The 21540-nt window shown below is 41.6% G+C and carries 17 protein-coding genes, 1 other RNA gene and 1 pseudogene; 10 read left to right on the top strand and 9 right to left on the bottom strand.

Annotation, left to right across the window (positions count from 1 at the left end; genetic code table 11):
- Positions 1–279: 279 nt before the first annotated feature.
- From HC643_RS19800 to HC643_RS19775, 6 genes are all read right to left on the bottom strand, one after another.
- Positions 280–1449 (bottom strand): nucleotide-binding protein, encoded by a 1170-nt coding sequence (locus tag HC643_RS19800; RefSeq protein ID WP_038086106.1) that lies wholly within the window; start codon positions 1447–1449, stop codon positions 280–282.
- Positions 1450–1554: 105 nt separating this feature from the next.
- Positions 1555–2634 carry a peptidoglycan-binding domain-containing protein gene (locus HC643_RS19795; protein WP_050045978.1) on the bottom strand — a complete coding sequence of 360 codons (1080 nt, stop codon included), beginning with the start codon at positions 2632–2634 and terminating at the stop codon, positions 1555–1557.
- Between the two features lie 116 nt (positions 2635–2750).
- The gene (locus tag HC643_RS19790) at positions 2751–4025 is read right to left on the bottom strand and encodes a M16 family metallopeptidase (RefSeq protein ID WP_038086107.1); all 1275 of its coding nucleotides are present in this window, start codon (positions 4023–4025) and stop codon (positions 2751–2753) included.
- Positions 4026–4112: 87 nt separating this feature from the next.
- Complete coding sequence (locus HC643_RS19785) at positions 4113–5360, bottom strand: M16 family metallopeptidase (RefSeq protein WP_038086109.1); 1248 nt, start codon at positions 5358–5360, stop codon at positions 4113–4115.
- A gap of 240 nt (positions 5361–5600) precedes the next feature.
- Positions 5601–5785, bottom strand: a non-coding RNA gene (ssrS, locus tag HC643_RS19780) — 6S RNA.
- A 61-nt stretch (positions 5786–5846) separates the two neighbouring features.
- Positions 5847–7007: a 5-(carboxyamino)imidazole ribonucleotide synthase gene (locus tag HC643_RS19775; protein WP_038086141.1), complete on the bottom strand. Its 1161-nt coding sequence runs from the start codon at positions 7005–7007 to the stop codon at positions 5847–5849.
- 888 nt (positions 7008–7895) lie between these two features.
- Between HC643_RS19775 and HC643_RS19770 the strand changes: the two genes are divergently transcribed.
- Positions 7896–8630, top strand: coding sequence for a cupin domain-containing protein (locus HC643_RS19770; RefSeq protein WP_237265905.1), 735 nt, complete (start codon positions 7896–7898; stop codon positions 8628–8630).
- A gap of 186 nt (positions 8631–8816) precedes the next feature.
- Here the strand turns inward: HC643_RS19770 and HC643_RS40855 are convergent, their stop codons facing one another.
- The 3 genes from HC643_RS40855 to HC643_RS19755 form a co-directional block, all read right to left on the bottom strand.
- Positions 8817–9590 (bottom strand): acyl carrier protein, encoded by a 774-nt coding sequence (locus HC643_RS40855; RefSeq protein ID WP_050045977.1) that lies wholly within the window; start codon positions 9588–9590, stop codon positions 8817–8819.
- A 170-nt stretch (positions 9591–9760) separates the two neighbouring features.
- Complete coding sequence (locus HC643_RS19760) at positions 9761–10141, bottom strand: type II toxin-antitoxin system HicB family antitoxin (protein ID WP_038086116.1); 381 nt, start codon at positions 10139–10141, stop codon at positions 9761–9763.
- 30 nt (positions 10142–10171) lie between these two features.
- Positions 10172–10381 carry a type II toxin-antitoxin system HicA family toxin gene (locus HC643_RS19755; RefSeq protein WP_237265904.1) on the bottom strand — a complete coding sequence of 70 codons (210 nt, stop codon included), beginning with the start codon at positions 10379–10381 and terminating at the stop codon, positions 10172–10174.
- Positions 10382–11249: 868 nt separating this feature from the next.
- Here HC643_RS19755 and HC643_RS19750 point away from each other — a divergent pair.
- The 9 genes and pseudogenes from HC643_RS19750 to HC643_RS19710 all read left to right on the top strand — a co-directional run bounded on the left by HC643_RS19750 (position 11250) and on the right by HC643_RS19710 (position 21525).
- On the top strand, positions 11250–12503 hold the full coding sequence (locus HC643_RS19750; RefSeq protein WP_038086118.1) for a DUF4912 domain-containing protein: 1254 nt from the start codon (positions 11250–11252) through the stop codon (positions 12501–12503).
- 344 nt (positions 12504–12847) lie between these two features.
- The gene (locus HC643_RS19745) at positions 12848–13786 is read left to right on the top strand and encodes a phosphodiester glycosidase family protein (protein WP_038086120.1); all 939 of its coding nucleotides are present in this window, start codon (positions 12848–12850) and stop codon (positions 13784–13786) included.
- 91 nt (positions 13787–13877) lie between these two features.
- The gene (locus tag HC643_RS19740) at positions 13878–14228 is read left to right on the top strand and encodes a hypothetical protein (RefSeq protein ID WP_050045975.1); all 351 of its coding nucleotides are present in this window, start codon (positions 13878–13880) and stop codon (positions 14226–14228) included.
- Positions 14225–14548 (top strand): type II toxin-antitoxin system VapC family toxin, encoded by a 324-nt coding sequence (locus HC643_RS19735; protein WP_237265903.1) that lies wholly within the window; start codon positions 14225–14227, stop codon positions 14546–14548. Before HC643_RS19740 ends, HC643_RS19735 begins: the two co-directional genes overlap by 4 nt.
- 287 nt (positions 14549–14835) lie before the next feature.
- Positions 14836–15408, top strand: a complete 573-nt coding sequence (locus HC643_RS19730) for a hypothetical protein (protein ID WP_038086123.1) — start codon at positions 14836–14838, stop codon at positions 15406–15408.
- 24 nt (positions 15409–15432) lie between these two features.
- Positions 15433–15834: a C6orf136 family protein gene (locus HC643_RS19725; RefSeq protein WP_038086125.1), complete on the top strand. Its 402-nt coding sequence runs from the start codon at positions 15433–15435 to the stop codon at positions 15832–15834.
- An 80-nt stretch (positions 15835–15914) separates the two neighbouring features.
- Positions 15915–17090 carry a TRC40/GET3/ArsA family transport-energizing ATPase gene (locus tag HC643_RS19720; protein WP_038086127.1) on the top strand — a complete coding sequence of 392 codons (1176 nt, stop codon included), beginning with the start codon at positions 15915–15917 and terminating at the stop codon, positions 17088–17090.
- An 896-nt stretch (positions 17091–17986) separates the two neighbouring features.
- Positions 17987–19285 (top strand): annotated as a pseudogene (locus HC643_RS19715) (GAF domain-containing protein); the annotation flags it as partial.
- Between the two features lie 26 nt (positions 19286–19311).
- Positions 19312–21525, top strand: a complete 2214-nt coding sequence (locus HC643_RS19710; RefSeq protein WP_038086131.1) for a GAF domain-containing sensor histidine kinase — start codon at positions 19312–19314, stop codon at positions 21523–21525.
- Positions 21526–21540 lie beyond the last annotated feature (15 nt).

Here is a 21540-nt window from a genome sequence, read left to right as displayed (position 1 = left end):
AATTTTAGATTGAGACCTAAAACAGACTTGAGTCAAATATTGACTAGAACGCCTGTAGGGTAAAGTTTACTGTCTAACAGTGAATCAGTAAATAGGAATCCGATTTTATTTTTGAAATCTACGCAGGTAGGGGCTAAAGCTTACCACATAAAGCTTTTGATAGGCAGTAGCCTGTTTCCTGCTGAAAGTTTTGGATAAGAATTTTTATCCAGTATCAGTGCAGTGAGGAATCACCAAACCACGAGCATAAGAGTTTGAGCCTTCTGTGCTGGGTGCTTCTTACTGCTGCCTTGATGGACTCGTGTTATCCCGAAGAAATCCGATGCCAGCTTTTCTTTCAATATAATCCGCTAAGTTGATAAAATCATCACGCGGATAAGATTTGCCTCCAATTAAGTCAAATGCCAATCGGCTAGAAGGGGTTTCTGGATTTTCAAGAATATGTATTCCCCAGTAGTAGAGTTGGTCGCTAGCACGGATACAAGCATCTTCTGGATCTATACAGTGAAACTTATCATCCCTTTGACTAATTTCTGTATAAGTATTAAAATAAACGTCTTTTAAAAGATTAAGTTGCTTGGATGTGGGTTTTCTAAAGTTATTAACTACTACAAATAAATGACCTTTTTTATTAATTTGACGTATTTCTACAACAGTATCTCGAATAACTTTACCATGCTTATTTAAGCCAAGTGGATTTAAGGTAGTTGGAATAATGCAATAATGAAACTTTTCTATTAACTCCTTGGGATTTCGTTCCAAAGCTGGAGAGCAATCACAAATGACAATTCTGCTATCACGAGCAGCATCTTCATGCCAATCTCTGCCATCAAAGACTTCAATTGTGGTGCCAACGCCTCTTGGATTGGGAACAAAAATTCCATCACCTACTAATTTTTGCAAATTTTGTTCTGGATCTAAATCAACAAGTGCAACATTAAATCCTTGTAGAGCAAAGGCTCCTGCCAAATGACCTGCTATAGTTGTCTTACCAACCCCACCCTTACAAGTAAAGATCCCAAAGTAAACTTTATCCTGTTGGCGATCGCCTTTGTCCTCATTATTTTCCTTCTGTGGTGCAATCCCATCAATTCCAACAATTCTAGTTTCCCGAGCAATTCCACAACGGATTTTACTATCCTTGCCCCAGGATCTAATTAATGCCATTGCAGGACCGCTATAACCTTTTGTGGTTATAAACAAACCAAAATTAAACTTTTTGCCTTCATGAGAATCCAGAAATTCGGAAAATTTTAATAACTGTGGCGCTGCTACGTTATTTCTCAGCCATTTTAGTTGTACAGCAACAACTAAATTTCCTTTTTTGACTATTAGATCGCAACCAGTATGATTTTTTTGGACAGGTTCCACGACCCAACCTGCCCCATGGAGAAGTTTTGCGACGTGCTGTTCAAAATGTCGGTAGTCTTGAGTGTAAGCTGTCTCCATAGGTAATTGTAACTGAAAGGGTTTGGGGGACGAGGAGAACAAGGAGGATAAGGAAAAATCACCTACGCCCAACGACCGATGACCCTTTCCCCCCACACAATGCTCCTATTGTTTCCGGCGTCGATTGAGAATTTCCCAAGTTCCTCCTCCAACAATACCGTCAGCTTCTAAACCATAACGTTTTTGTAAAGAGACAACAGCTGCTTCTGTTGCGGGACCAAAATCACCATCGATAGCACTTTCTTCAAGGTAACCGAGTCTTTGCAGTCGTCGTTGTAAGCGAGTGACTTCAGAACCACGCATCCCCGGTCGTAAAATTGGTAACCCATCTGAGGTGTACTGAAGAGAAGCAGTTTGCTGAGTTTTTTTAGATGACTCAGAACTTGTCGTTTGTTGAGTGCGAGTTGTTTGTCGAGCAGACGATCCCGCCCGTGTGGATTGTTGGCTTCTATTTGCTGGTCGAGAAGTGCTAGATGGGTTAGAACGAGTTGATGATGTTTGTCTGGTAGAAGGTCTATCGGAAGTACTTGTTGCGACTCCTGTTCCTGCTGGTCTTGGTTCGGGTTTTAAATTACTGGCTCTATTGGGAGTTATTGTCGGTCTGGATTCTGGTTTTAAATTACCAGTGCGATTCGCGATCGGTGCTGTTCTTGGCTCGCTACTCGGAACAACAACTGCACTGTTATTATCTCTTAAAGTTTGGGATGGAGTCGGGAAGGTATCGGAATTAGAAGATGCAGGAGTGAGTGCGATCGCATCACTTGGAAAAAGTCGTTGCCAAGTGTTGGTATCAACAACACCATTGGGACTTAAGCCTGCAGCTTCCTGAAATCGAGAAACTGCGATCGCAGTACTTTCGCTATAAACCCCATCCACCGTACCAGCATAAAAGCCCAAAAGTTTTAAAGCTGCTTGCAGTTCTGAGACAGGGTCTCCTTGGCTACCAACTTTAAGGTTGGGACGGTTCACTCCCACTCTCGGTGATGCTTGAGCAATTGTTTGTGTTGGTGCGGCAAATGATACTGTCGGAGAAAAACCAAAGAGGAGAGGTGCAGAAAGACACAGGAGTAGTTCTATCCCCCATGTAGATTTTGACCTTTGCTTTTGCTGGATTCTACAATCATTTACGGGAAGACTAGGGAACCCTAAGTCGGTTAAGATACTTACCTTGATGCTGTTTGTCATGAACATTGCCCCTGGGATATCTCATTGGTGATATGCTTATCGGACACTAGTGTAGAATGCAACTGGTTAAGTAATTTTATACCATTTTGGATTGTAGATTGGGGATAAGATAAGCCCTACGCAATTGCACCATAAACCGCATCTTGTTGACCGACAAGAGATACAAAAGGTTCCCGTAAATATCGCTCGGCTGTTTCCATCGCATCTAAAGCACTGACAGAAGCAATTGTTTGCTGAAATTCCCAGTCGAAATCAACTCCCAGACCCAAAATTTCATACCAGCCATAAATTTGAGCAATTTGGGCATTGGTTTGTTTACCCAAAGCGTACTGTCCCAATATCTTGTTCTTAGCTGATTGAAGTGATTCTTCCTCTAATTCGTTTGAGGAAAGTAAATCCACTTCTTTTCGCAAACCAGTGAGAGCTATTTTCGTGTTTTCTGGTGCCGTTCCCATGTACGCCACAAATGATGCAGGAAAAATCCTGGTAGGGTAGAATGCTGATACTTCGTAAGCTAAACCTCGCTTTTCTCTCAGTTCAACAAACAAGCGACTGGAAAGACCATTTCCCAAGTAAGTACACAGCAATTTCAAGACTCCATAGTCAACAGAATTCACTGATGGTCCCAAGTAACCCAGCATCACAATCGATTGTTGTGTTTGCTGGGGTGTAATTGTAATTTGGGGCTTCACTTCAAGTTCCGGTAAATAAAGCACTGGTTGTGGCTGGTGAGTTGGAACTCGCCAATCCCCAAAAACTTTTTCTATAAGAGCCACTGCGTCATTTGCACTGATGTGCCCCGCAATGCTAATAACGATGTTATCTGGACGAAAATGCGTTTGATGGTACTGCTCTAAATCCCTACGATTCAAGCTGCTCATTGTTGTTTCATCTCCCAATGGCGATCTTGCATAGGGATGGTCTGCGTACATCGCACTTCTCAACTGGTCAAAAGCAATTGTAAATGGCTGCTCTTGCTGCGAACGAATATCCTGTAAAGCAATACGCTGTTCTAGTTCCACTTCCATTTGTGGAAATGTCGGTTGGCGAAGAATTTGTCCCGCTAATGCCAGAATCTCTGCAAAATCTGAAGTAACTGTTTTTAAAGAGACTAGAAAGTAATCAGATGTCGTATCTGCACTCAGACTTGCTCCCACAGATTCTACTTTTTCTGCGATTTCCAAACTGGAGAGTCCATCACATCCTTTAGTTAGAACAGAAGCAAGCAAATGCGTCAAGCCGGCTTGCTCTTTTGTTTCGTAGCAACTACCAGCACGAATAAAAATTCTGGCTGCTACAATATCTGCAACTGGATTTTCTGCTACCAAAACCACAATGCCATTACTTAACACGGTGCGATGGATAGACGTTTTTTGCAGCGAAGTTGTCATTTGGTTGGTGGTTGGTGGTTGGTGGTTGGTGGTTGGTGGTTGGTGGTTAACAACTAACCACTAACCACTATCTACTAACAAATAACCTTAACAAGGTTTTAGTACCGTAACTGCGTAATGGTTTGGAGAAAGGTATTCTCGTGCTAATTGTTGCAGTTCCTGAGTGCTATAAGATTTTATCTGGTGGGGATAGGTCACAGCTAATTCTGCTTGGGCGATCGTGTTGTAGTAACCATAAAGCCCTGCAAGTTGATTGGGTGCTTCTGTAGAAAAGGCGTAGTCGTTACACAACAACCTCTGACCTCGGATAAGTTCTTGCTCGCTCATCCCGTTGGTTTGAAGATCGTTTAAGTGCAAGCGAATTAAGGATTCCACTCGTTCTAAATTTTCTGGCTCCAACCAAGCCGTAATGGTAAATAAACTCGCATCCCGTTGTAAGGAAAAATGACTGCAAATACCTTGTACCAACTGCTGCTCTTCTCGCAAGTCGCGAACAAGTCGTGAAGTTCTACCTTCTGCTAAGAGTACCGAGAGTAAATCTAAACCATAAGAGGTCCGCAGTCGATCGACACCAGGTCCCGTCCACCCCATTAATAATCGTGCTTGCTCCAATCGTGGCAGATGCAATTCTTGCCGACGAACTCCAGCTAGAATTGGTTCTACAACTTCTTTTGGGCTTTTGGGACACTCACAACAGCGATCGGCGAAATCAACAAAAGTATTGTTGACTATTTCTATGGCTTGTTCGGTGGCTATTCCTCCCACAATGACCACTGTCATATTTTCTGGTTGGTAGTGATTGCGGTGAAAACAGCGCACAATTTCTGGTGAGGTTTGCATCAATTCTTCCTCGCCACCCAACACAGAACGTCCGTAGGGATGTTGTTGGTAAATACTAGAAATGAGAGACTGGAACCCTATCCAGTCTGGATCGTCGTAAGATTGACGAATTTCTTCAAAAACCACATCTCGTTCGCGAACAAATTCATCCTCTGGTATTGCTGCATTCAGCAGCAACTCTCCTAAATAAGGTAAGGTCTCTTTGAGGTATCCAGAAGCTGTGGTGAGGGAGTAATGAGCGTAATCATGGCTTGTTGCTGCATTAGTCACCCCTCCTTGGTTTTCAATCTTTTGGTCGAATACCCCTGGAGGTAGCGTTGCAGTTCCCTTAAAAATCAAGTGTTCCAAAAAGTGAGCCATCCCAAATAATGGTTCTGGCTCAACGTTAGCACCAGCACGTACCCAAATATCTGCGACTACTACAGGGGTAGTAGGAATTTCTTGATGAATCAAAGTTAAACTATTGTCTAGTTTGAAGACCGAAGCTGAAAACACGGTATCTATGAGTTTTAACAATTTCTTACAGCTTTAACCTTAATTTAACCCAGTTCTTGCGATTTTAACAAAGTTGGTGGTTGTTGGTTGTTAGTTGTTAGTCATCATTCAGTAAAATATATTACTAAAGATTGTCTTGTGTACGGTTTAAATGCCTTACACCTCTACTAACGACTTACCACTAACACTTAAACAATTAAAAGCTCCTAAGTCTCATCTGACTTTAGGAGCTTGTAATTTTGTGTCACCGCGACGCCGTTTTACCTAAGTTTATGACCTGGATAAACCAGGTGGGTACCGAGTTCTCTCGTTTAAAGTTTCCGGGTGCTTCGCCCGGTCTACTGCCACGAGAATTCCTTGATTCCCTTATTTTTTAAGGCATAGATCAAAAAACTTTATGGCAGTCACCAACGTCACAGTGCAACAAAACCATTATAGCTTTTAAAAAAATATTGTGTATTCTTCCCTGGATAATTTTTGGCAGGCTTACTTTGAATACCAGATGGATTCTACATTACGGGCGATCTCCATTGTGCGATCGCGGTTTTGCGAATCCAGCAAAACGGTTACGTGTCCGAGTTTGCGTCCCGGACGGGATTCATTCTTGCCATACCAGTGGACGTATGCTTGGGGGATTTGCTCTATTTGCTGGCGTTTGTCTGTATAGTCGCTTTGAGAATTTTCATATCCCAAGAGATTAACCATAACAGCACTGGGGCAAATCATTGCCGTGTTCCCTAGAGGGAGATCGCAAACTGCTCTTAAGTGCTGCTCAAATTGGGACGTTTTACAAGCATCCAGAGAAAAATGCCCGGAATTGTGAGTCCGGGGTGCTAATTCATTAACCAGTACTTTGCCATCCGCCCTAAGGAATAATTCAATTCCAAAAACTCCCACAGCTTGCAAGCTGTTAAGCAAAGTACGAGCAATATCCTCTATTTCCAAAGCAACTCGTTCTGGAATATCAGCCGGTGCAATGACTCGACGGCAAACCTGTTCTTCCTGCTGGGTTTCCACCACTGGGTAAGTCATAACCTCACCATTGGTAGAACGTGCGGCGATGACTGCGAGTTCTCGCTCAAAAGGAACGTATTCTTCTAATAAATAACCAGAAACATTTTTTGAAGCTGAATTCAGTTTTCGGTCTAGCTCGGATGGTTCTTTAACAATGAAAGTTCCCTGACCGTCATAACCGTGACGGCGAGCTTTCAAAACGACTGGAAAACCCAGCTGTGTGTTAGAGACTAAGTCTGCGCTTCTCCCAACCTCTTCCTCTTGTTGGGGAATATTAACAAACTTCGGAACGGGTAAACCCAATTCTCGTAAATAACAGCGTTGGTGATATTTATCTAAAAGAGGGCTTAAAGCTTCCAATCTGGGACGAAAACAAACTCCTTGCTCGGCTAGTTTTAATAAAGCATCTATGTTAACAAACTCATTCTCAAAAGTAATGACATCAGACTTTTGAGCGAGTATTGCTGTAGCGTTAGCATCATCAACTGGAGCAAAAATAACCTCTTTAGCCACGGATACTGCAGGATCGTTTGCGCCAGGAGTTTGAATCAGTAATTCCACTCCTAACTCTCTGGCGGCACTTCCCATCATCCATGCTAATTGTCCGCCCCCGATTATACCAACACGTTTGATCGACATCCTACAAAATTACCGAGATCGCATCTTTTTACTTAACCCCTATTAAGTTTACACGATTTGACATAGTGTTTGTTAAACAAGCGTTGCTATTAGAGCTATTCACAATCTGTGGTATCTCCGTTGTTGTTTACAAGTCATTATAGGTATCTCCGGAGTCAATAATTCAGTAGCGATCGCCTTGGGCGCTTTCGCACCATCTCACCTTCAAAATGTTCTTTTAAAAGCATTTGGGCTAGAGTTAAATCCACGCGTCAGAAAATTTCATAAGTAAAAATAGAAATTTATCTATCAATTAAGACAAAAAATTTCTGGCAGTCTTATTGCTAATAATTGAGAATGGCTTAGATGTCTCATATCCCAGTTTTCACGCTTTCTCACCTGTTTTTATGCAAAAAACAGTATCTTTTTATTCTTTTTTTAGAGGTTGTACTCAGTAATTACCGTTTGTGACAGTTAGGGTGCGGAAAGATAAAAAATAAAGATTCCGTTAAATCTCGCTTAAGCGTCTTAACTGTCCTTGTGTTCTTTTCTCACGTATATTATTATATTTACGAAATTTTTAAATATACTGAAAAATAAAAGCCATATTACAAACACTCACTTTCTCTGTACTTAACACTGCTTAGAATTTGACCGAACCGTATTGGGCGATATGTAGAAGTTACACAGTCAACAACCAAACAAGACTTTGCTCATCAAATGAAAGCCTTAGTCAATATTGATTTTTCAAGGTCTGAGAAAATTTGATTCGTTTTGGATAATTTAGATACTTATACTCCTGTCGCTTATACGAAGCTTTTGGCACAATTAAGACTAGAATAATTACGTAATTTTTATAATTTTATTACATTCTAAAAGTTATGTAAGTTAACTGCTCTATTAATGCGAAACCTGACAATGCTATCTTCTCAACTGCACTGGCAACCTCAAAAAATTAACGAAAATTTATCAATACGTGTAGCAGTATTACCAACTCAAACCTGGTATGAAACAGAGTTTACCGGGATATCGTTTTTTTGCTTTGAGTCCGATAATGAAGTTCAAGATCATCCAGTAACGATGTTGACTCGATTCGCTCCTGGTGGCTTTTTCAGCCTGCACGGACACCCTGGAGGAGAAGAAATTTTAGTACTCGAAGGAAACTTTGCTGACGAAACAGGTATCCATACGCCAGGAACTTACATGCTCAATCCTGAAGGGTTTGTCCATCACCCCTACAGCGAAGAGAGTTGTCTGACTTTTGTTAAATTACGCCAACATGGTGGACAAAATCGTCAGCAAGTGCGAAAGAATATTTACCAGTTACCCTGGCAGCCGGGTATTATCCCTCAAATTGAGGTGAAGTCCCTCTATGAGCAAATGAGTTTTCCTGACAAAGTCTGGATTGAGCGCTGGCAACCAGGCACAGCATTGTTGAATGTAGTCGAGTCTGAGGTGAAAGAAATCTTTGTCATAGAAGGAACTTGGAGTGATGAGTTAGGAAATTATCAGGCTGGGAGTTGGCTGCGGTATCCACCCGGTTGCTCCTATAGTCCCTCGTCAGCAACAGGTTGTATGGTATATATTAAGACTTATCCTATAGATGCAACGAGATTTATCGTTGGAAAAGATTTTTGACATTCAGAAGTATGAATATTGACATTATTGATTAAGGGCAAGGCGAGACGCTTCTCAACCTCAATGAACGACAAAAGAGAGGTACATCACGCAAAACTCCTTATTTGTTCTACAGAAGAAAGATGACACTAAGAGCGAGCGCAAATATACGCTTGTAGGGGGCATGGGTGTGCAAAGCTGTACTCTTCAATTTGCTTGGACATCCCAAGGCATGGTTGGGCAGTGTTTGCGAAGAAACTCTAATGAGGCTAACCATGCCATATGTTCGGTATCTAACACATCAATTCGTCCTACTTTTTCACTAACATTGCCTCCTAATAATAGTATTGCTTTGTCTGGAAGGCGAGACCAAATCACAGGTTGACCCGATTCCCATTTATTTAATACGCTCTTTATCAAATTTTTTTCAACTATGGAAGAATGAGTAAAGTTTGATAGATTTTGCCCAGTTTTTGTGAGAATTTCCAGAGCGATCGCTCTTTCTGGAATGCGTTTTAACGGCGACCAATCGGGTATTCCCTCCCTATCGATTAACTCATCAATCCTCTGGTTATAAGTGTCATAAAAATTTTCATGTTCGGGGTAAGTGATAAAACAATAGCGCGGGTAGAAAATCAGCCCTTTTGTAAGAACAGGCTTATTGAGATCTAAACGTCCAGTCACCCAACGCACGGGGCTTTTATTTTTCCAATCTGTATCAGCTCGCTTGCGAGCTTCTTCTTGAATTTTTTTATATTTCTTCAGCAAATAAATTATATCTCCAACAGTATAAATCTCAAGCCATTCTGGATCTGGAATGTCAATATCTAGTTGCTGCATTAAAGGTATAATATATGCAAAAATAAGATCGTCACAATCAATTTGTAAATCCTTAATTAAACGGTCTGATAGCACCAACTTTCTGTCTGGCTTGCCCATGCTATCTCTAAGAAGGCGAAAAACAGTTGCTTCAATATTCAAAAAATAGAGCCTCCTTATATTTTATTCTTGCAATCTTTCGACTATTCCTGCTTCTTCTGTTACATTTTTCAAGTCAGCTGGTAACAAAGCAACTATTTGCTATCATCGTTGTTCGTGCAATGGGTAAAATCCAAATTTCTTTCCATCCTCGACGAGTAGTTATTCTACACTTACGTAATTGCACTCAATAAGGATACAATATACTGGTTCAGACTTACACCTTCTCGTTCAGCAGTTTCAGCTAAACGGCGATGCAATGACTTCGGCATTCGCACCAATAACTTACCACTGTAGCTATCATCACCACTAGGTAAAGGAATATCGTCACCAGCCGAATGTGCTGTCTCAATCCACAATTCCCGCGCCTCATTAATGTTTGCCATTGTCTCTTCTAGGGTTTCACCTTGGGTGAGACATCCAGGTAAATCTTTGATTTGAGCTACGTATCCTCCCTCTGCATCAGGGTAAAGTGTTACGGGGTATTGAAGATTTAAATAGTATTCTAGGGACGGCTTTTCAATCGGCTTCTTCTTCTGGTTTAGTGTCTTCATCAATCCACTCTTCTAAATTTAATAGTTCAACTATTTGTTGTACATAAACTTTTTTAACTTTTTGTCCTCCTGTTTTGGGTACAGTAACAGTTCTACCTTGGGAGTCCGAAAACTATGATGACTACCCTTAGACCTTTTTTCTTCAAAGCCAAAAGCTTCCAACAGATAGCGCACGTCCTGAAACCGCACTTCTGGAGGCTGTTTGAGAAATTGCTCTACTAATTTTTTTAGTTTGCTCATGGAGCGATAGTACCACATATGATATCACATCAAATCAAGCGATCGCACAATAACTTGATACAAATGGATGGGATCTCCATAATGCGATCCCCCTAGGTTTTTTAAGACGGGATCGCGGTACTTTTGTTAAATGTCACAATTTCATGACATAACTCCAGTCTTTAGATACCGAAAATGCTCTTTAGTTGTTCAAATGTCATAAAATCATGATAATAAGATCCCCAAATGGCTGATAAATCCGTGGAAAATGTAAAAATGTATCGCGAACCCCCTTGATCCCTACCGAGGGTTATTGGTTAATATTCATTTAACAAAGGCTCCTCTACTCCCAAAGAAAAATGTGCTGCAACATTGGCATAACAGGGAATTTAAAGGGAGTCTTTGAACCCTGGTCGAGAACCTTACGACTGAGGTCGGGGGCTAAGTGAAATCCTAAATCTGGCAAGCTCATCTCTTTGCAAGATCGTGTTTGAAAGGTATAGAAATATGCCACAACATATCTGTGCATTCTGCGCTGACAGATCCGGGCTATTAATTCAGGTTTAGACCAGCGTCAGAGTGGAAAGTAACACCCTAAGGTTTTGGTAAATTGCACTGAATTCTCGTTAGGAGAAAAGGTGACAGTTTTAACACTAGGGAAAAGAAGGATAAAACTTCTCCGTCGTGCTTTCCTTGCCACATATCAAGTGTGGTTTATCTGGGAAAAAATTTTTGACCTGCAATTTAAAAAAACACTAAGTAAAGTTAGAAAACTCGGCAAAACCAGGAGTCAGGAATTAAGAAGTTCATCTGGATGTTGATGGCATAATACAGCCACGTATTAACCAGGGGATATTAAGAACCTTTCAAACGACTGGAGGCCAAAATCATGGCAAAAGAACGCCCACCGCTAGAAGAGATGACATTGAGGCAGCTACGCAGAGTAGCTAGCGAGTATGCCATCTCCCGATATAGCAGAATGCGGAAATCGCAATTGCTGGCAGCTATTCAAGAAGTCCAGCGCAGTAAAGTTTCTCTCAGCCAATCTCGTTCACTGGAGGCACAGGAAACCGTGGAAGCAGCTAAATTTGAGTTAGGTCAGGTAGATCGTACTGGTGGAACTCTTTCTGATGTTGATGAAGGACTCGCGGATTTGCCTGCAGGTTATGGAGACAGCCGTATTGTTCTCATGCCTCGCGATCCTCAGTGGGCTTACACTTACTGGGATGTTCCCAACGACCACAAAGAAGAACTGCGTCGCCAAGGGGGACAACAACTCGCTTTGCGGATCTACGATGTCACTGATATCAGTTTGGAATATCAAAGCCCTCACAGCATCCAAGAGTATCCTTGTGATGAACTGGCAAGGGAATGGTATCTTCCCGTTCCTGTAAGCGATCGCGACTACGTCATTGACATCGGTTATCGTTGTGCTGATGGTCGTTGGTTGGTCCTAGCTCGTTCTGCACCTGTCCACGTTCCTCCCGTGTATCCTTCTGATTGGATTGAGGATGTCTTCATCACTGTTAACTTTGAGGAAGATTTACGCGGTCAAACCCTTTACGAACTTGTTCCTCCTGCTAAAAAAGTTGCTGCGGCTGGTACTGCTACCACAAATGGCAACGCAATTTACGACCAAATCTTTGGTTTGGCAGAGTCTGCGGAAGCATTGCGGGTTGCAGGTTCTGTGTTTGGTTCCATGCAGCACGTTCCCGGATCTATGGTTCCACAGCAAGCCATCAGTTCCTACGTCTTCCCATCTGGAGTCGGTATGTGGGCAGTTCCTACTGTGTCCGGCTTGACAGAATCTGGTATCGGTATGTTTGCATCTGGTGCTGGCTTCTCTGGTGATGTACCCATGCGCCCGCGCAAGTTCTGGTTAATTGCTGACGCCGAGTTGATTGTTTACGGTGCAACCGAACCCGATGCTACTGTAACAATTGGCGGTCGTCCAATCAAACTGAATCCAGATGGTACTTTCCGCTTCCAGATGTCCTTCCAAGATGGTTTGATCGACTATCCAATTATGGCTGTTGCTGCTGATGGCGAGCAAACACGCTCAATTCACATGAAGTTTAATCGTGAAACTCCATCTCGCAATACCAATACTAAGGAAGAAGCTGTTTTAGAATGGCTCTCTTAATTTTGGGGTTTTAGATTTTGCAAAAAGTTGCTCCGGAGAGTTTCCCTCCGGAGCAACTTTTTAGGACAGATTGAATGAATTCTTTTAGAGCGCATCCCAATGCAATACTGCAAGGGCTCTCGAATTTTTGTACCTTGGACAAACTCAACAAATACCTGTAAATGTTGGGTTTCGGTCCTCAAACGCCACATCGCTCAACGGGGGGCTTAGGGGTCCCCACGAAGTGGGGTTGGGGGGAAACCCTCCGCACGCGAGTAGCTCCCCAACCTACGTGTTTTTTCCAAATTGGGACGCTCCCGCAGCCGGTACTATAGAATGTATGGCTAAATATATACCATTTTTTTATGCTCCATGACACAAAATTAGTCAAGCAAGTTTTGATATTTCTCATACCAATTATTCTGTTATATGGTTGTCAAATATTCAATCAATCTTCCTCAAAAGCAGCCACAACTTGTATTGGTCAAGATAAAAGTTTTAGCATAAGTTTTTTCAAAACTAATAATCAAGGCAAAAAATATGAGAAAGGAATAAATCACGTTATTATTTTTAATCCTCAAGCCAAAGAACTAGACTTTAAAGTCAATGTTGGTCTATCACATAACTTATATGCCAAAGATAGTAAAGGAAATCTCCGTCGAGATTATATACCAAAAGTCTTCCGTGAAATCATTGCTGATGAAAACTCAAAATTAAACGGGAAAAAACCAATCGTAGCAATTAACGCTGACTACATAGGTACTGATGACAAACCTCAAGGTTTAAATATTTCTCGTGGAGTTGAGTATTCAGGAGCGTTTAAAAATAAACGTTCTTCCTTTGGAATTTCAGGAGGGAACCCAAGTCAACGTCAGGCTACTATTGGGGTAGGAAGGAGAACGAATAGTGTTCTGAATTACAACTTGGTTGGAGGTAATGGTAGATTTTATCGTAACGGCAAATTTAAAGATATTTGTAAAGACTTGGGAGAACTTGCTTGCAAACAGGCTACAAATCGCTCTATGGTGGCTGTAAGCGATCGCGGTTATGTCATTTTGTTAGTAAATGATGCTAAAGCCAATTCAGAAATTGAATTGTCGCAAAGCAATCAAGAACTTTTGCCTGATATGTTTGACGATGTGCTTGAAGGAATTGCTCGCAACAATTGCTTGGGAAAAATTCAAGAAGGAATGTTATTTGATGGGGGTATGTCTCCCGGTTTATACTACAACAACAAAATATATGTAGAGAACTTAGGACCAATTGGTTCAGTATTTTTGATATACAGAAATTTTCAGAAATAAGAGCTTTGTTTTGTAGGCTTTAGCTCTACCTATGTAAAGGATCGGCTAAAATCATAAAATAATGATGGTAAATAAAAGAAAGGTATATGGAATGACAGAGCAACGAATATCAGATTTGACAACTGACGAGCTAAAAGCCTTACTGGCTTCAACGATTGATGAACGGCTAAGTGCCATGAAAGCTAGCTTGCTACAGGAAATAGCTGAGTTAATTGAAGATAATGGGAAGCAGAGGGAGGAGGCTTTGGTCTATCAACCTGCTTACGTATTACCCAAAAGAACTCAAGAAGAACAACGCCAGATTAACCAAGCTTTAATTGAATGGCATCGCAAATGGGTAGAAGAAGGAGATGAAGAAGAGCAGCGAGAGACTTTTGAGTATCTGCAAAAAGCATTAGATGAAGATCGTCTTTCAAATCGACCACTTTTTCCACAAAAATGATAGTTGTATTAGATTCTGGACCGTTAGGGATGTTAACTAATCCCAAGCCATCAGAGCTAACAATAGAATGCGGAGCTTGGGTAGAATCCTTGTGGTCTAAAGGTTACAGATTAATTATGCCCGAGATTGTAGACTATGAAGTGAGACGTGAATTACTAAGGGCAAATAAGCTGGCTGGTATCCGAAGGCTTAATGAATTTAAAATGCGGCTTGAATACGTGCCGATAGATACAGCAACAATGCTTCAAGCTGCTAAGTTTTGGGCTGAAGCAAGACGCAGGGGAATTCAAGACAGCAGATCCGAAGGCGCTCGATGGTGATGTCATTTTGGCGGCGCAAGCTAAACTGATAGAAGCAAATGATGAGATAGTAGTAATCGCTACAACTAACGTAAATCATTTGTCTCAATTTGTAGATGCTCGTAGGTGGCAAGAAATTGAGTGATATGGAGGCGAGCGATCGCCAAATCGCACGGTCAAACTTACGCTAAATTAGTGTTGCTAAATTTACAGCCAGAGCTACTTTCCCAATGTCAGTCTGATGAATTGTGTCGTGGGTAGAAGCGAGCGGAAAGCGTTAGGCTAGGAACTGAAGATAAAATAAACATATGATACCTTCAGAAATTGCGGATACGCTTGCGGAATTATTTGGTACTGAAACTGTCGGTGCTCTTGCACCCGGTTCCTGGCAAGTCGAAACAGCAAATTTTCGTCTTCTCGTGATGCTTTCAGATGATGAAAGTTGGTTGCGGGTGTTATTGCCTATTATGCCTGCTTCAGAAGCCCAACCTTTTTTAGAACAATTTTTGGAAGCAAATTTCGATGATACCCAACAAGTTCGCTATGCCTTACAACAAGGTGTCGTTTGGGGAGTCTTTCAGCACAGTTCTGGTAGTTTAACTGCTGAAGATCTTCGGGATGCGATCGCTCGACTCATTTCTTTGCACCAAAACGGTTTGAACAACGTCTTCAATCGGCTGATAGAAAGGCGCATCCGACAAATTATCCAAGCAGCAAAACAGCAAGGACAATCTTTAGAAGCCACCATGCAAAACCTCGATCGCTTCTATGCAGAAGGATTGATGGGAGAGATAAACCAAACCACCCAGGCGCGAGAGGAAATTCTTGCCGTATGGCGGTATCAGTTAGAAAGACTTTGGACTGAAATAGGTGACCAGTAACAACTAACAACCAACCACCAACTAATGGACATTATTCAAATTCTTCAACAGGACTATCAGAGATTTCCAGTGAATCAAACATACGAAATTTACGCTCAGGACGTTTATTTTCAAGACCCTATGAATAAATTTCACGGTATTGAGCGATACAAGCAAATGATTAAATTCATGGAGACTTGGTTTTTAAATATAAAAATGGACTTGCACGCCATTTATCCTGTAGAAAACACAATCAAAACAGAGTGGACGCTCAGCTGGAACACGCCCCTTCCCTGGAAACCTCGCATTGCTATTTCTGGCTGGAGTGAGTTGGGTCTCAATCGTCAAGGTTTGATTGCTTCCCACGTTGATTATTGGAACTGTTCCCGTCTGGATGTATTGAAACAGCATTTTCTTACGCGATCGCCTGACCAGCTGACCAATTAGCGATCGGGTGGTCAGCTGGTCACAGTTAAAAGCATAATGTAAATAAGTGTAAACATTTCTCAGCTAGGACAAAACTATCAATGCGCGTAATTCTAATGACAGGTAAAGGAGGAGTGGGAAAAACCTCAGTCGCTGCAGCCACTGGACTCCGTTGTGCAGAACTGGGTTATCGCACATTAGTTTTGAGTACAGATCCCGCACACTCACTAGCAGACAGTTTTGACCTAGAACTGGGACACGCACCAAAACAAATCCGCCCCAATTTGTGGGGTGCAGAACTGGATGCGCTGCTGGAGTTAGAGACAAATTGGGGTTCCGTAAAACGCTACATCACTCAAGTCCTGCAAGCACGGGGTTTAGACGGCGTACAAGCAGAAGAATTGGCTGTTTTACCAGGGATGGATGAGATTTTTGGCTTGGTGAGGATGAAGCGTCATTATGATGAAGGTGAGTTTGACGTTCTGATTATTGATTCCGCTCCCACTGGTACTGCATTGCGCCTGTTAAGCTTACCAGAAGTAAGTGGGTGGTATATGCGTCGCTTTTACAAACCATTTCAAAATATTTCAGTGGCGCTTCGACCTCTTGTTGAACCGATTTTTAAACCTATCGCTGGTTTCTCATTACCAGATAAAGAGGTGATGGACGCACCTTATGAGTTTTATCAACAAATTGAAGCGCTGGAAAAAGTTCTGACTGATAACACTCAAACGTCAGTACGCCTTGTTACCAATCCGGAAAAGATGGTGATTAAAGAGTCTCTTCGCGCTCATGCTTATCTCAGCTTGTACAATGTTGCCACTGACTTAGTCGTCGCCAACCGTATCATTCCAGAAGAGGTGCAAGATCCCTTTTTCCAGCGTTGGAAAGACAATCAAAAGCAGTACCGTCAGGAAATTCATGACAATTTCCATCCACTACCTGTCAAGGAAGTACCTCTTTTCTCTGAAGAGATGTGTGGCTTAGATGCTTTGGAACGTCTGAAAAACACGCTTTACACCGATGAAGACCCTACTCAAGTGTATTATCAAGAGACAACAATCAAAGTTGTTCAAGAAAACAATCAATACAGTTTGGAATTGTATTTACCCGGAATTCCTAAAAATCAAATTCAATTAAGTAAATCTGGTGATGAACTCAACATTACAATTGGCAATCATCGCCGCAATTTAGTGTTACCCCAATCTTTGGCTGCACTGCAACCGGCTGGCGCGAAAATGGAAGAAGATTATCTCAAAATCCGTTTTGCTGCTTGATGATTCTTATATAAAATTTTCTGCTTTAGAAACCTGGTTTATTGGAGAAACCGGGTTTCTAGATTTTGGTTTTCTCATACCACTTTTCCAAATTTTGGCAACAGACGAGCCTCCCCGTGCCTCTATTTAAGAGGTTCATCCTTAATATTACCCTTATTTCAGCCTTTTTAAGGTTTAAATTCTCAAAAATTACTTTTTTTCTGACTTTTTTAACGTAAGTTCGACAAACCTCACCCTACCATCCTCCCTTTTTTGGAAAAAGAGGGAGGAGGAACGTTCCGAGAGTACTTTTGAAGCCCATCTCCTCACAGGAGCTAGGGTGGTGTACACAAGTCTTATAAAGTGCATTAAAAGCGGTTTCGATCCCCCCTAACCCCCCTTAAAAAAGGGGGGAACTTAATTGCAATTCTGCCTTTTCACGATGTTTCATCTCTTTTTTAGAGATCTGTACACCACCGTAGCCTTACAGGAGAGGGGTTTGGGGTAGGGTCTGTTTTTGACTTCATCGAACTCACGTTTTTTAAAGAAGTGAGAAGCTCTAAATTACCCTTATTTTACCTGTTTTATGCAGTGGAAATCCTCAAATTCTCCCTTTAAAAGGGTAATTTAAGGGGATCTCAATGTTTTGCTATTAATTAATAAAGAGAATTAGTATTACTTAAGTATATAAAAGTAGGGTGAGCAGTGCCTATTCTCAGCCTGGATTTTGGTTGAGGGACTCACCCATCGATTGATAACTAAAGTATAAAAAACTATAAAATTATTTTACAAAATTTTGCCAGTATTTTTACTGAAGACAAACAGCACAATTAAAATTCACAATATTTTTAGATAAATAACTATCTTTTGAAATTTATTTCTCTATTATTTGATTCAACTTTAATTGAGAAGAAGCTATGACTTTAAGCATTGAACAAGATTTACAATTGCGTATAGAGCAAGAACATTTGCTAAGACGTATTATCAACAGCATTCATCAAACTTTAGATTTAAACGATATTTTAAGAGCAACAGCAGAGGAAATCCGTTCTTTATTGAGAACAGATCGGGTCATGCTTTATAAATTCCACAGTGATGGTAGCGGTCAAGTGATTGCAGAATCTATAGATAACAATCGTTTACCATCGCTGCTGGGATTAAATTTTCCTGCAGATGACATTCCGCTTCATGCTCGGAAAATGTTTATGAAAGCACGATCGCGTTCTGTTGTGAATGTTGACACGCGACAAATAGGTCAAAGCCCTTTGCGTAATCTAGTCACCGGAGAAGCTACACCAGGGGACATAACATACCGCCCTGTCGATCCTTGCCATGTGGAGTACTTAACGGCAATGGGGGTGAAGTCTTCTCTGGTCATGCCAATTTTTCATCAAGAAGAACTCTGGGGACTGTTAGCTTCCCATCACTCAGAACCGCGTTTGGTACCTGAGTCAGAAATTGAAGCCGTGCAGATGGTGGTAGATCAGTTATCTGTTGCGATCGCACAAAGTCATATTCTTGCCAAAGCCCAAGCAAGAGCGCAAAGAGAAGCAGTCCTCGATCGCATAACAACCCTACTGCATTCAATGCCCAACATTGAATTCCAATCAGCCTTAAAGGAAACTGTTGAGGCATTTTCTGGGACTGGCGGTCGGCTGTGTATCAGACATCACGCTTTTAGCTTGCAAAATGATACGGTGAAAAGTTTGGCAGAATGTTTGAATGAAGAGAACCCTTCCATTGAGCTTTACACCTGTGGTTGGCAACCCGTGATGCCAGAAGTGGCAAAATACCAACATATGGAACAATACAGTGTCTGGCAAGAGCGTTACAAATTCAGTAACTCTGATGTTTGGGGGATTACAGACATCTATCAAACACCTGAATTGCGAAATCTGCAAATGGCGTTCCAACCCACTAAAATTCGCAGCATCATGATGATACCCTTGCAACACCGACAGCAGTTGCTCGGCTATCTAAGTGTTTTCCGAGACGAAATTGATACCGAAACTCTGTGGGCTGGTCAGTTTGACCCCGATCAACGGCAATTGTATCCCCGTTTGTCATTTGAAGTGTGGCGAGAATCTAAAAAGGCGCAAGCTTGTGAATGGACTGTTGAAGACATTGAACTGGCTCAAGCCATCGGTAAGCAATTTGCTCTGTTTATTCAGCAATACGAAATTTACCGACAGGTGCAAGCCTTTAATGCCAACTTATTTCAGAATTTATTTGGCTAAACGCAATGTCTCCTAGAGCCAAACACGATCTACAGCTTCGTTTAGAACAAGAAAATTTGTTACGCCGGATTGTCAACAATATTCGGCGAACACTTTCTTTAGAAGAAATTTTGACAACAACAGTCGCAGAAGTACGTTCTTTGTTGGGTATTGACCGCGTACTGATTTACAAATTTCATCCTGATAATAGCGGTCAAGTGATTGCTGAAGCAATTCATAAATATTGTCTTCCGTCGTTGCTGGGGCTGAATTTTCCTGCGGATGATATTCCCCTTCATGCGCGAGAAAATTTTATTAAGGCGCGAGTGCGTTCTGTAGCTCATGTTGCAAGTCGGCAAATAGGTCACAGCCCATTACGTAATTTGGAATCAGTAGAGACCGACTCGGAAAATATACAATACAGACCGATCGATCCTTGCCATTTAGAATACTTGACTGCAATGGGAGTGACGTCCTCTTTAATCACTCCTATTTTCCATCAAGAGCAACTTTGGGGATTGTTGGTGTCTCATGACTCAGGCTCTCGGGTGTTTGATGAAGATGATGTTGAAGCAGTACAGAGAGTTGTAGATCAGTTAGCAGTCGCGATCGCGCAAAGTAACATACTGACCCAGGCACATCAAAAATCACAACGAGAAGCTATTGTCAACCGTGTTGCCACTTTATTACACTCAATGCCTGTAGTTGAGTTGCAGCCAGCTTTAGAAGCAGCCGTGACAGCATTTGGAGGGTCTGGTGGCAGACTTTGCATCAGGAATCAAGCTTTTGATGCTAAAAACAACACGGTGAGAAGTTTGGCAGAATGTTTGGAAGCAGGCGAGCAATTTATTAAAATTTATACTATTGGTCAACAACCCCTAGTCCCGGAAATTGCCAGATATCAGTTGATGGAGCAATATAGCGTTTGGCAGGAACACTACGATGGGTCTGGAGACTGCGACATATGGGCTATTCCAGATATTTATAAAACACCAAAGTTGCGAAATTTACAAGTTGCTTTCCGACCTACGAAGATTCGCAGTATCTTGATGCTACCCCTCCAATACCGCCAGCAATTACTAGGATATTTAAGTATTTTTAGAGACGAAGTTGATACAGAAACTCTCTGGGCTGGACGGTTCGATCGCGACGAAAGACAATTGTATCCGCGCTTGTCATTTGAAGTTTGGCGCGAATACAGAAAAGCACAGCCTCGTGAATGGACTCCAGAAGAACTTGAATTAGCTCAAGCTTTGGGAAAGCAGTTTACCTTAGCAATTCAGCAGCGTGAGATTTACCAACAAGTTAATACTCTCAATGCAAATTTAGAAAATCAAGTTAAAGAGCGTACCGCCAAATTACAAAATGCACTGCACGAACTACAGCAAGCCCAGACTCAACTGATTCAAACTGAGAAAATGTCTTCACTCGGTCAGCTGGTTGCAGGTGTTGCTCACGAAATTAACAATCCCGTCAACTTTATTTATGGGAACATTACCCATATTAGTGAGTACACTGAAGATTTGCTAACAATGTTGGAACTTTACCAGCGACATTATCCAAACCCCCACCTTGAGATTATCGAGCAAGCAGAAGCACTGGAATTTGATTTTATTATAGAGGATTTGCCCAAGATACTTTCTTCTATTAGGATAGGAACCGATCGCATCCGTCAAATTGTTCTCTCGTTAAGAAATTTTTCCAGACTGGACCACGCTGAGATGAAACTTGTTGATATTCACGAGGGAATTGACAGTACACTGCTGATTTTACACTATCGGTTAAAACCCAGACCTGACAGCCCTGGGATTGATATTATCAAAGAGTATGGCGATCTACCATTGGTTGAGTGCTATGCAGGACAACTCAATCAAGTTTTTATGAATGTTATCAGCAATGCTATTGATGCTTTGGATCAATATGCGGCGTCTGTAACAGAAGCGCCAAAGGGTAGTATTGCGATCGCAACATCTGTAGGTCAAATAGACGGTTGTATTCCCAGTGTTGTGATTCGCATTTCTGACAACGGTCCGGGAATGTCCCAGGATTTGCTCCAAAGAGTTTTTGACCCATTTTTTACAACCAAGCCAATCGGTAAAGGGACTGGTTTGGGGTTGTCAATTAGTTACCAAATTATTGTAGATAAACACAGTGGAATTTTTAAATGCAACTCTCAAGTCGGTTCGGGAACTGAGTTTTGGATTGAAATTCCGATGAAGCAAAAGATTTCTAGTACATGAAGGCAGAAATCGAAC

The organism is Tolypothrix bouteillei VB521301 (assembly GCF_000760695.4).
Taxonomy (GTDB): domain Bacteria; phylum Cyanobacteriota; class Cyanobacteriia; order Cyanobacteriales; family Nostocaceae; genus Scytonema; species Scytonema bouteillei_A.
The sequence above is the reverse complement of the archived record's forward strand: the minus strand, read 5'-3'. Positions and strand labels throughout refer to the sequence as shown.

What these genes read in the sequence shown, in the direction of transcription:
- HC643_RS19790 (WP_038086107.1), bottom strand. Translation starts at nt 4,025, where the DNA reads ATGACAACTTCGCTGCAAAAAACGTCTATCCATCGCACCGTGTTAAGT.
- HC643_RS19795 (WP_050045978.1), bottom strand. Translation starts at nt 2,634, where the DNA reads ATGACAAACAGCATCAAGGTAAGTATCTTAACCGACTTAGGGTTCCCT.
- HC643_RS19770 (WP_237265905.1), top strand. Translation starts at nt 7,896, where the DNA reads ATGCGAAACCTGACAATGCTATCTTCTCAACTGCACTGGCAACCTCAA.
- HC643_RS19725 (WP_038086125.1), top strand. Translation starts at nt 15,433, where the DNA reads ATGGACATTATTCAAATTCTTCAACAGGACTATCAGAGATTTCCAGTG.
- HC643_RS19710 (WP_038086131.1), top strand. Translation starts at nt 19,312, where the DNA reads ATGTCTCCTAGAGCCAAACACGATCTACAGCTTCGTTTAGAACAAGAA.
- HC643_RS19730 (WP_038086123.1), top strand. Translation starts at nt 14,836, where the DNA reads ATGATACCTTCAGAAATTGCGGATACGCTTGCGGAATTATTTGGTACT.
- HC643_RS19740 (WP_050045975.1), top strand. Translation starts at nt 13,878, where the DNA reads ATGACAGAGCAACGAATATCAGATTTGACAACTGACGAGCTAAAAGCC.
- HC643_RS19750 (WP_038086118.1), top strand. Translation starts at nt 11,250, where the DNA reads ATGGCAAAAGAACGCCCACCGCTAGAAGAGATGACATTGAGGCAGCTA.
- HC643_RS19800 (WP_038086106.1), bottom strand. Translation starts at nt 1,449, where the DNA reads ATGGAGACAGCTTACACTCAAGACTACCGACATTTTGAACAGCACGTC.
- HC643_RS19745 (WP_038086120.1), top strand. Translation starts at nt 12,848, where the DNA reads ATGCTCCATGACACAAAATTAGTCAAGCAAGTTTTGATATTTCTCATA.
- HC643_RS19755 (WP_237265904.1), bottom strand. Translation starts at nt 10,381, where the DNA reads ATGAGCAAACTAAAAAAATTAGTAGAGCAATTTCTCAAACAGCCTCCA.
- HC643_RS19760 (WP_038086116.1), bottom strand. Translation starts at nt 10,141, where the DNA reads ATGAAGACACTAAACCAGAAGAAGAAGCCGATTGAAAAGCCGTCCCTA.
- HC643_RS19720 (WP_038086127.1), top strand. Translation starts at nt 15,915, where the DNA reads ATGCGCGTAATTCTAATGACAGGTAAAGGAGGAGTGGGAAAAACCTCA.
- HC643_RS19735 (WP_237265903.1), top strand. Translation starts at nt 14,225, where the DNA reads ATGATAGTTGTATTAGATTCTGGACCGTTAGGGATGTTAACTAATCCC.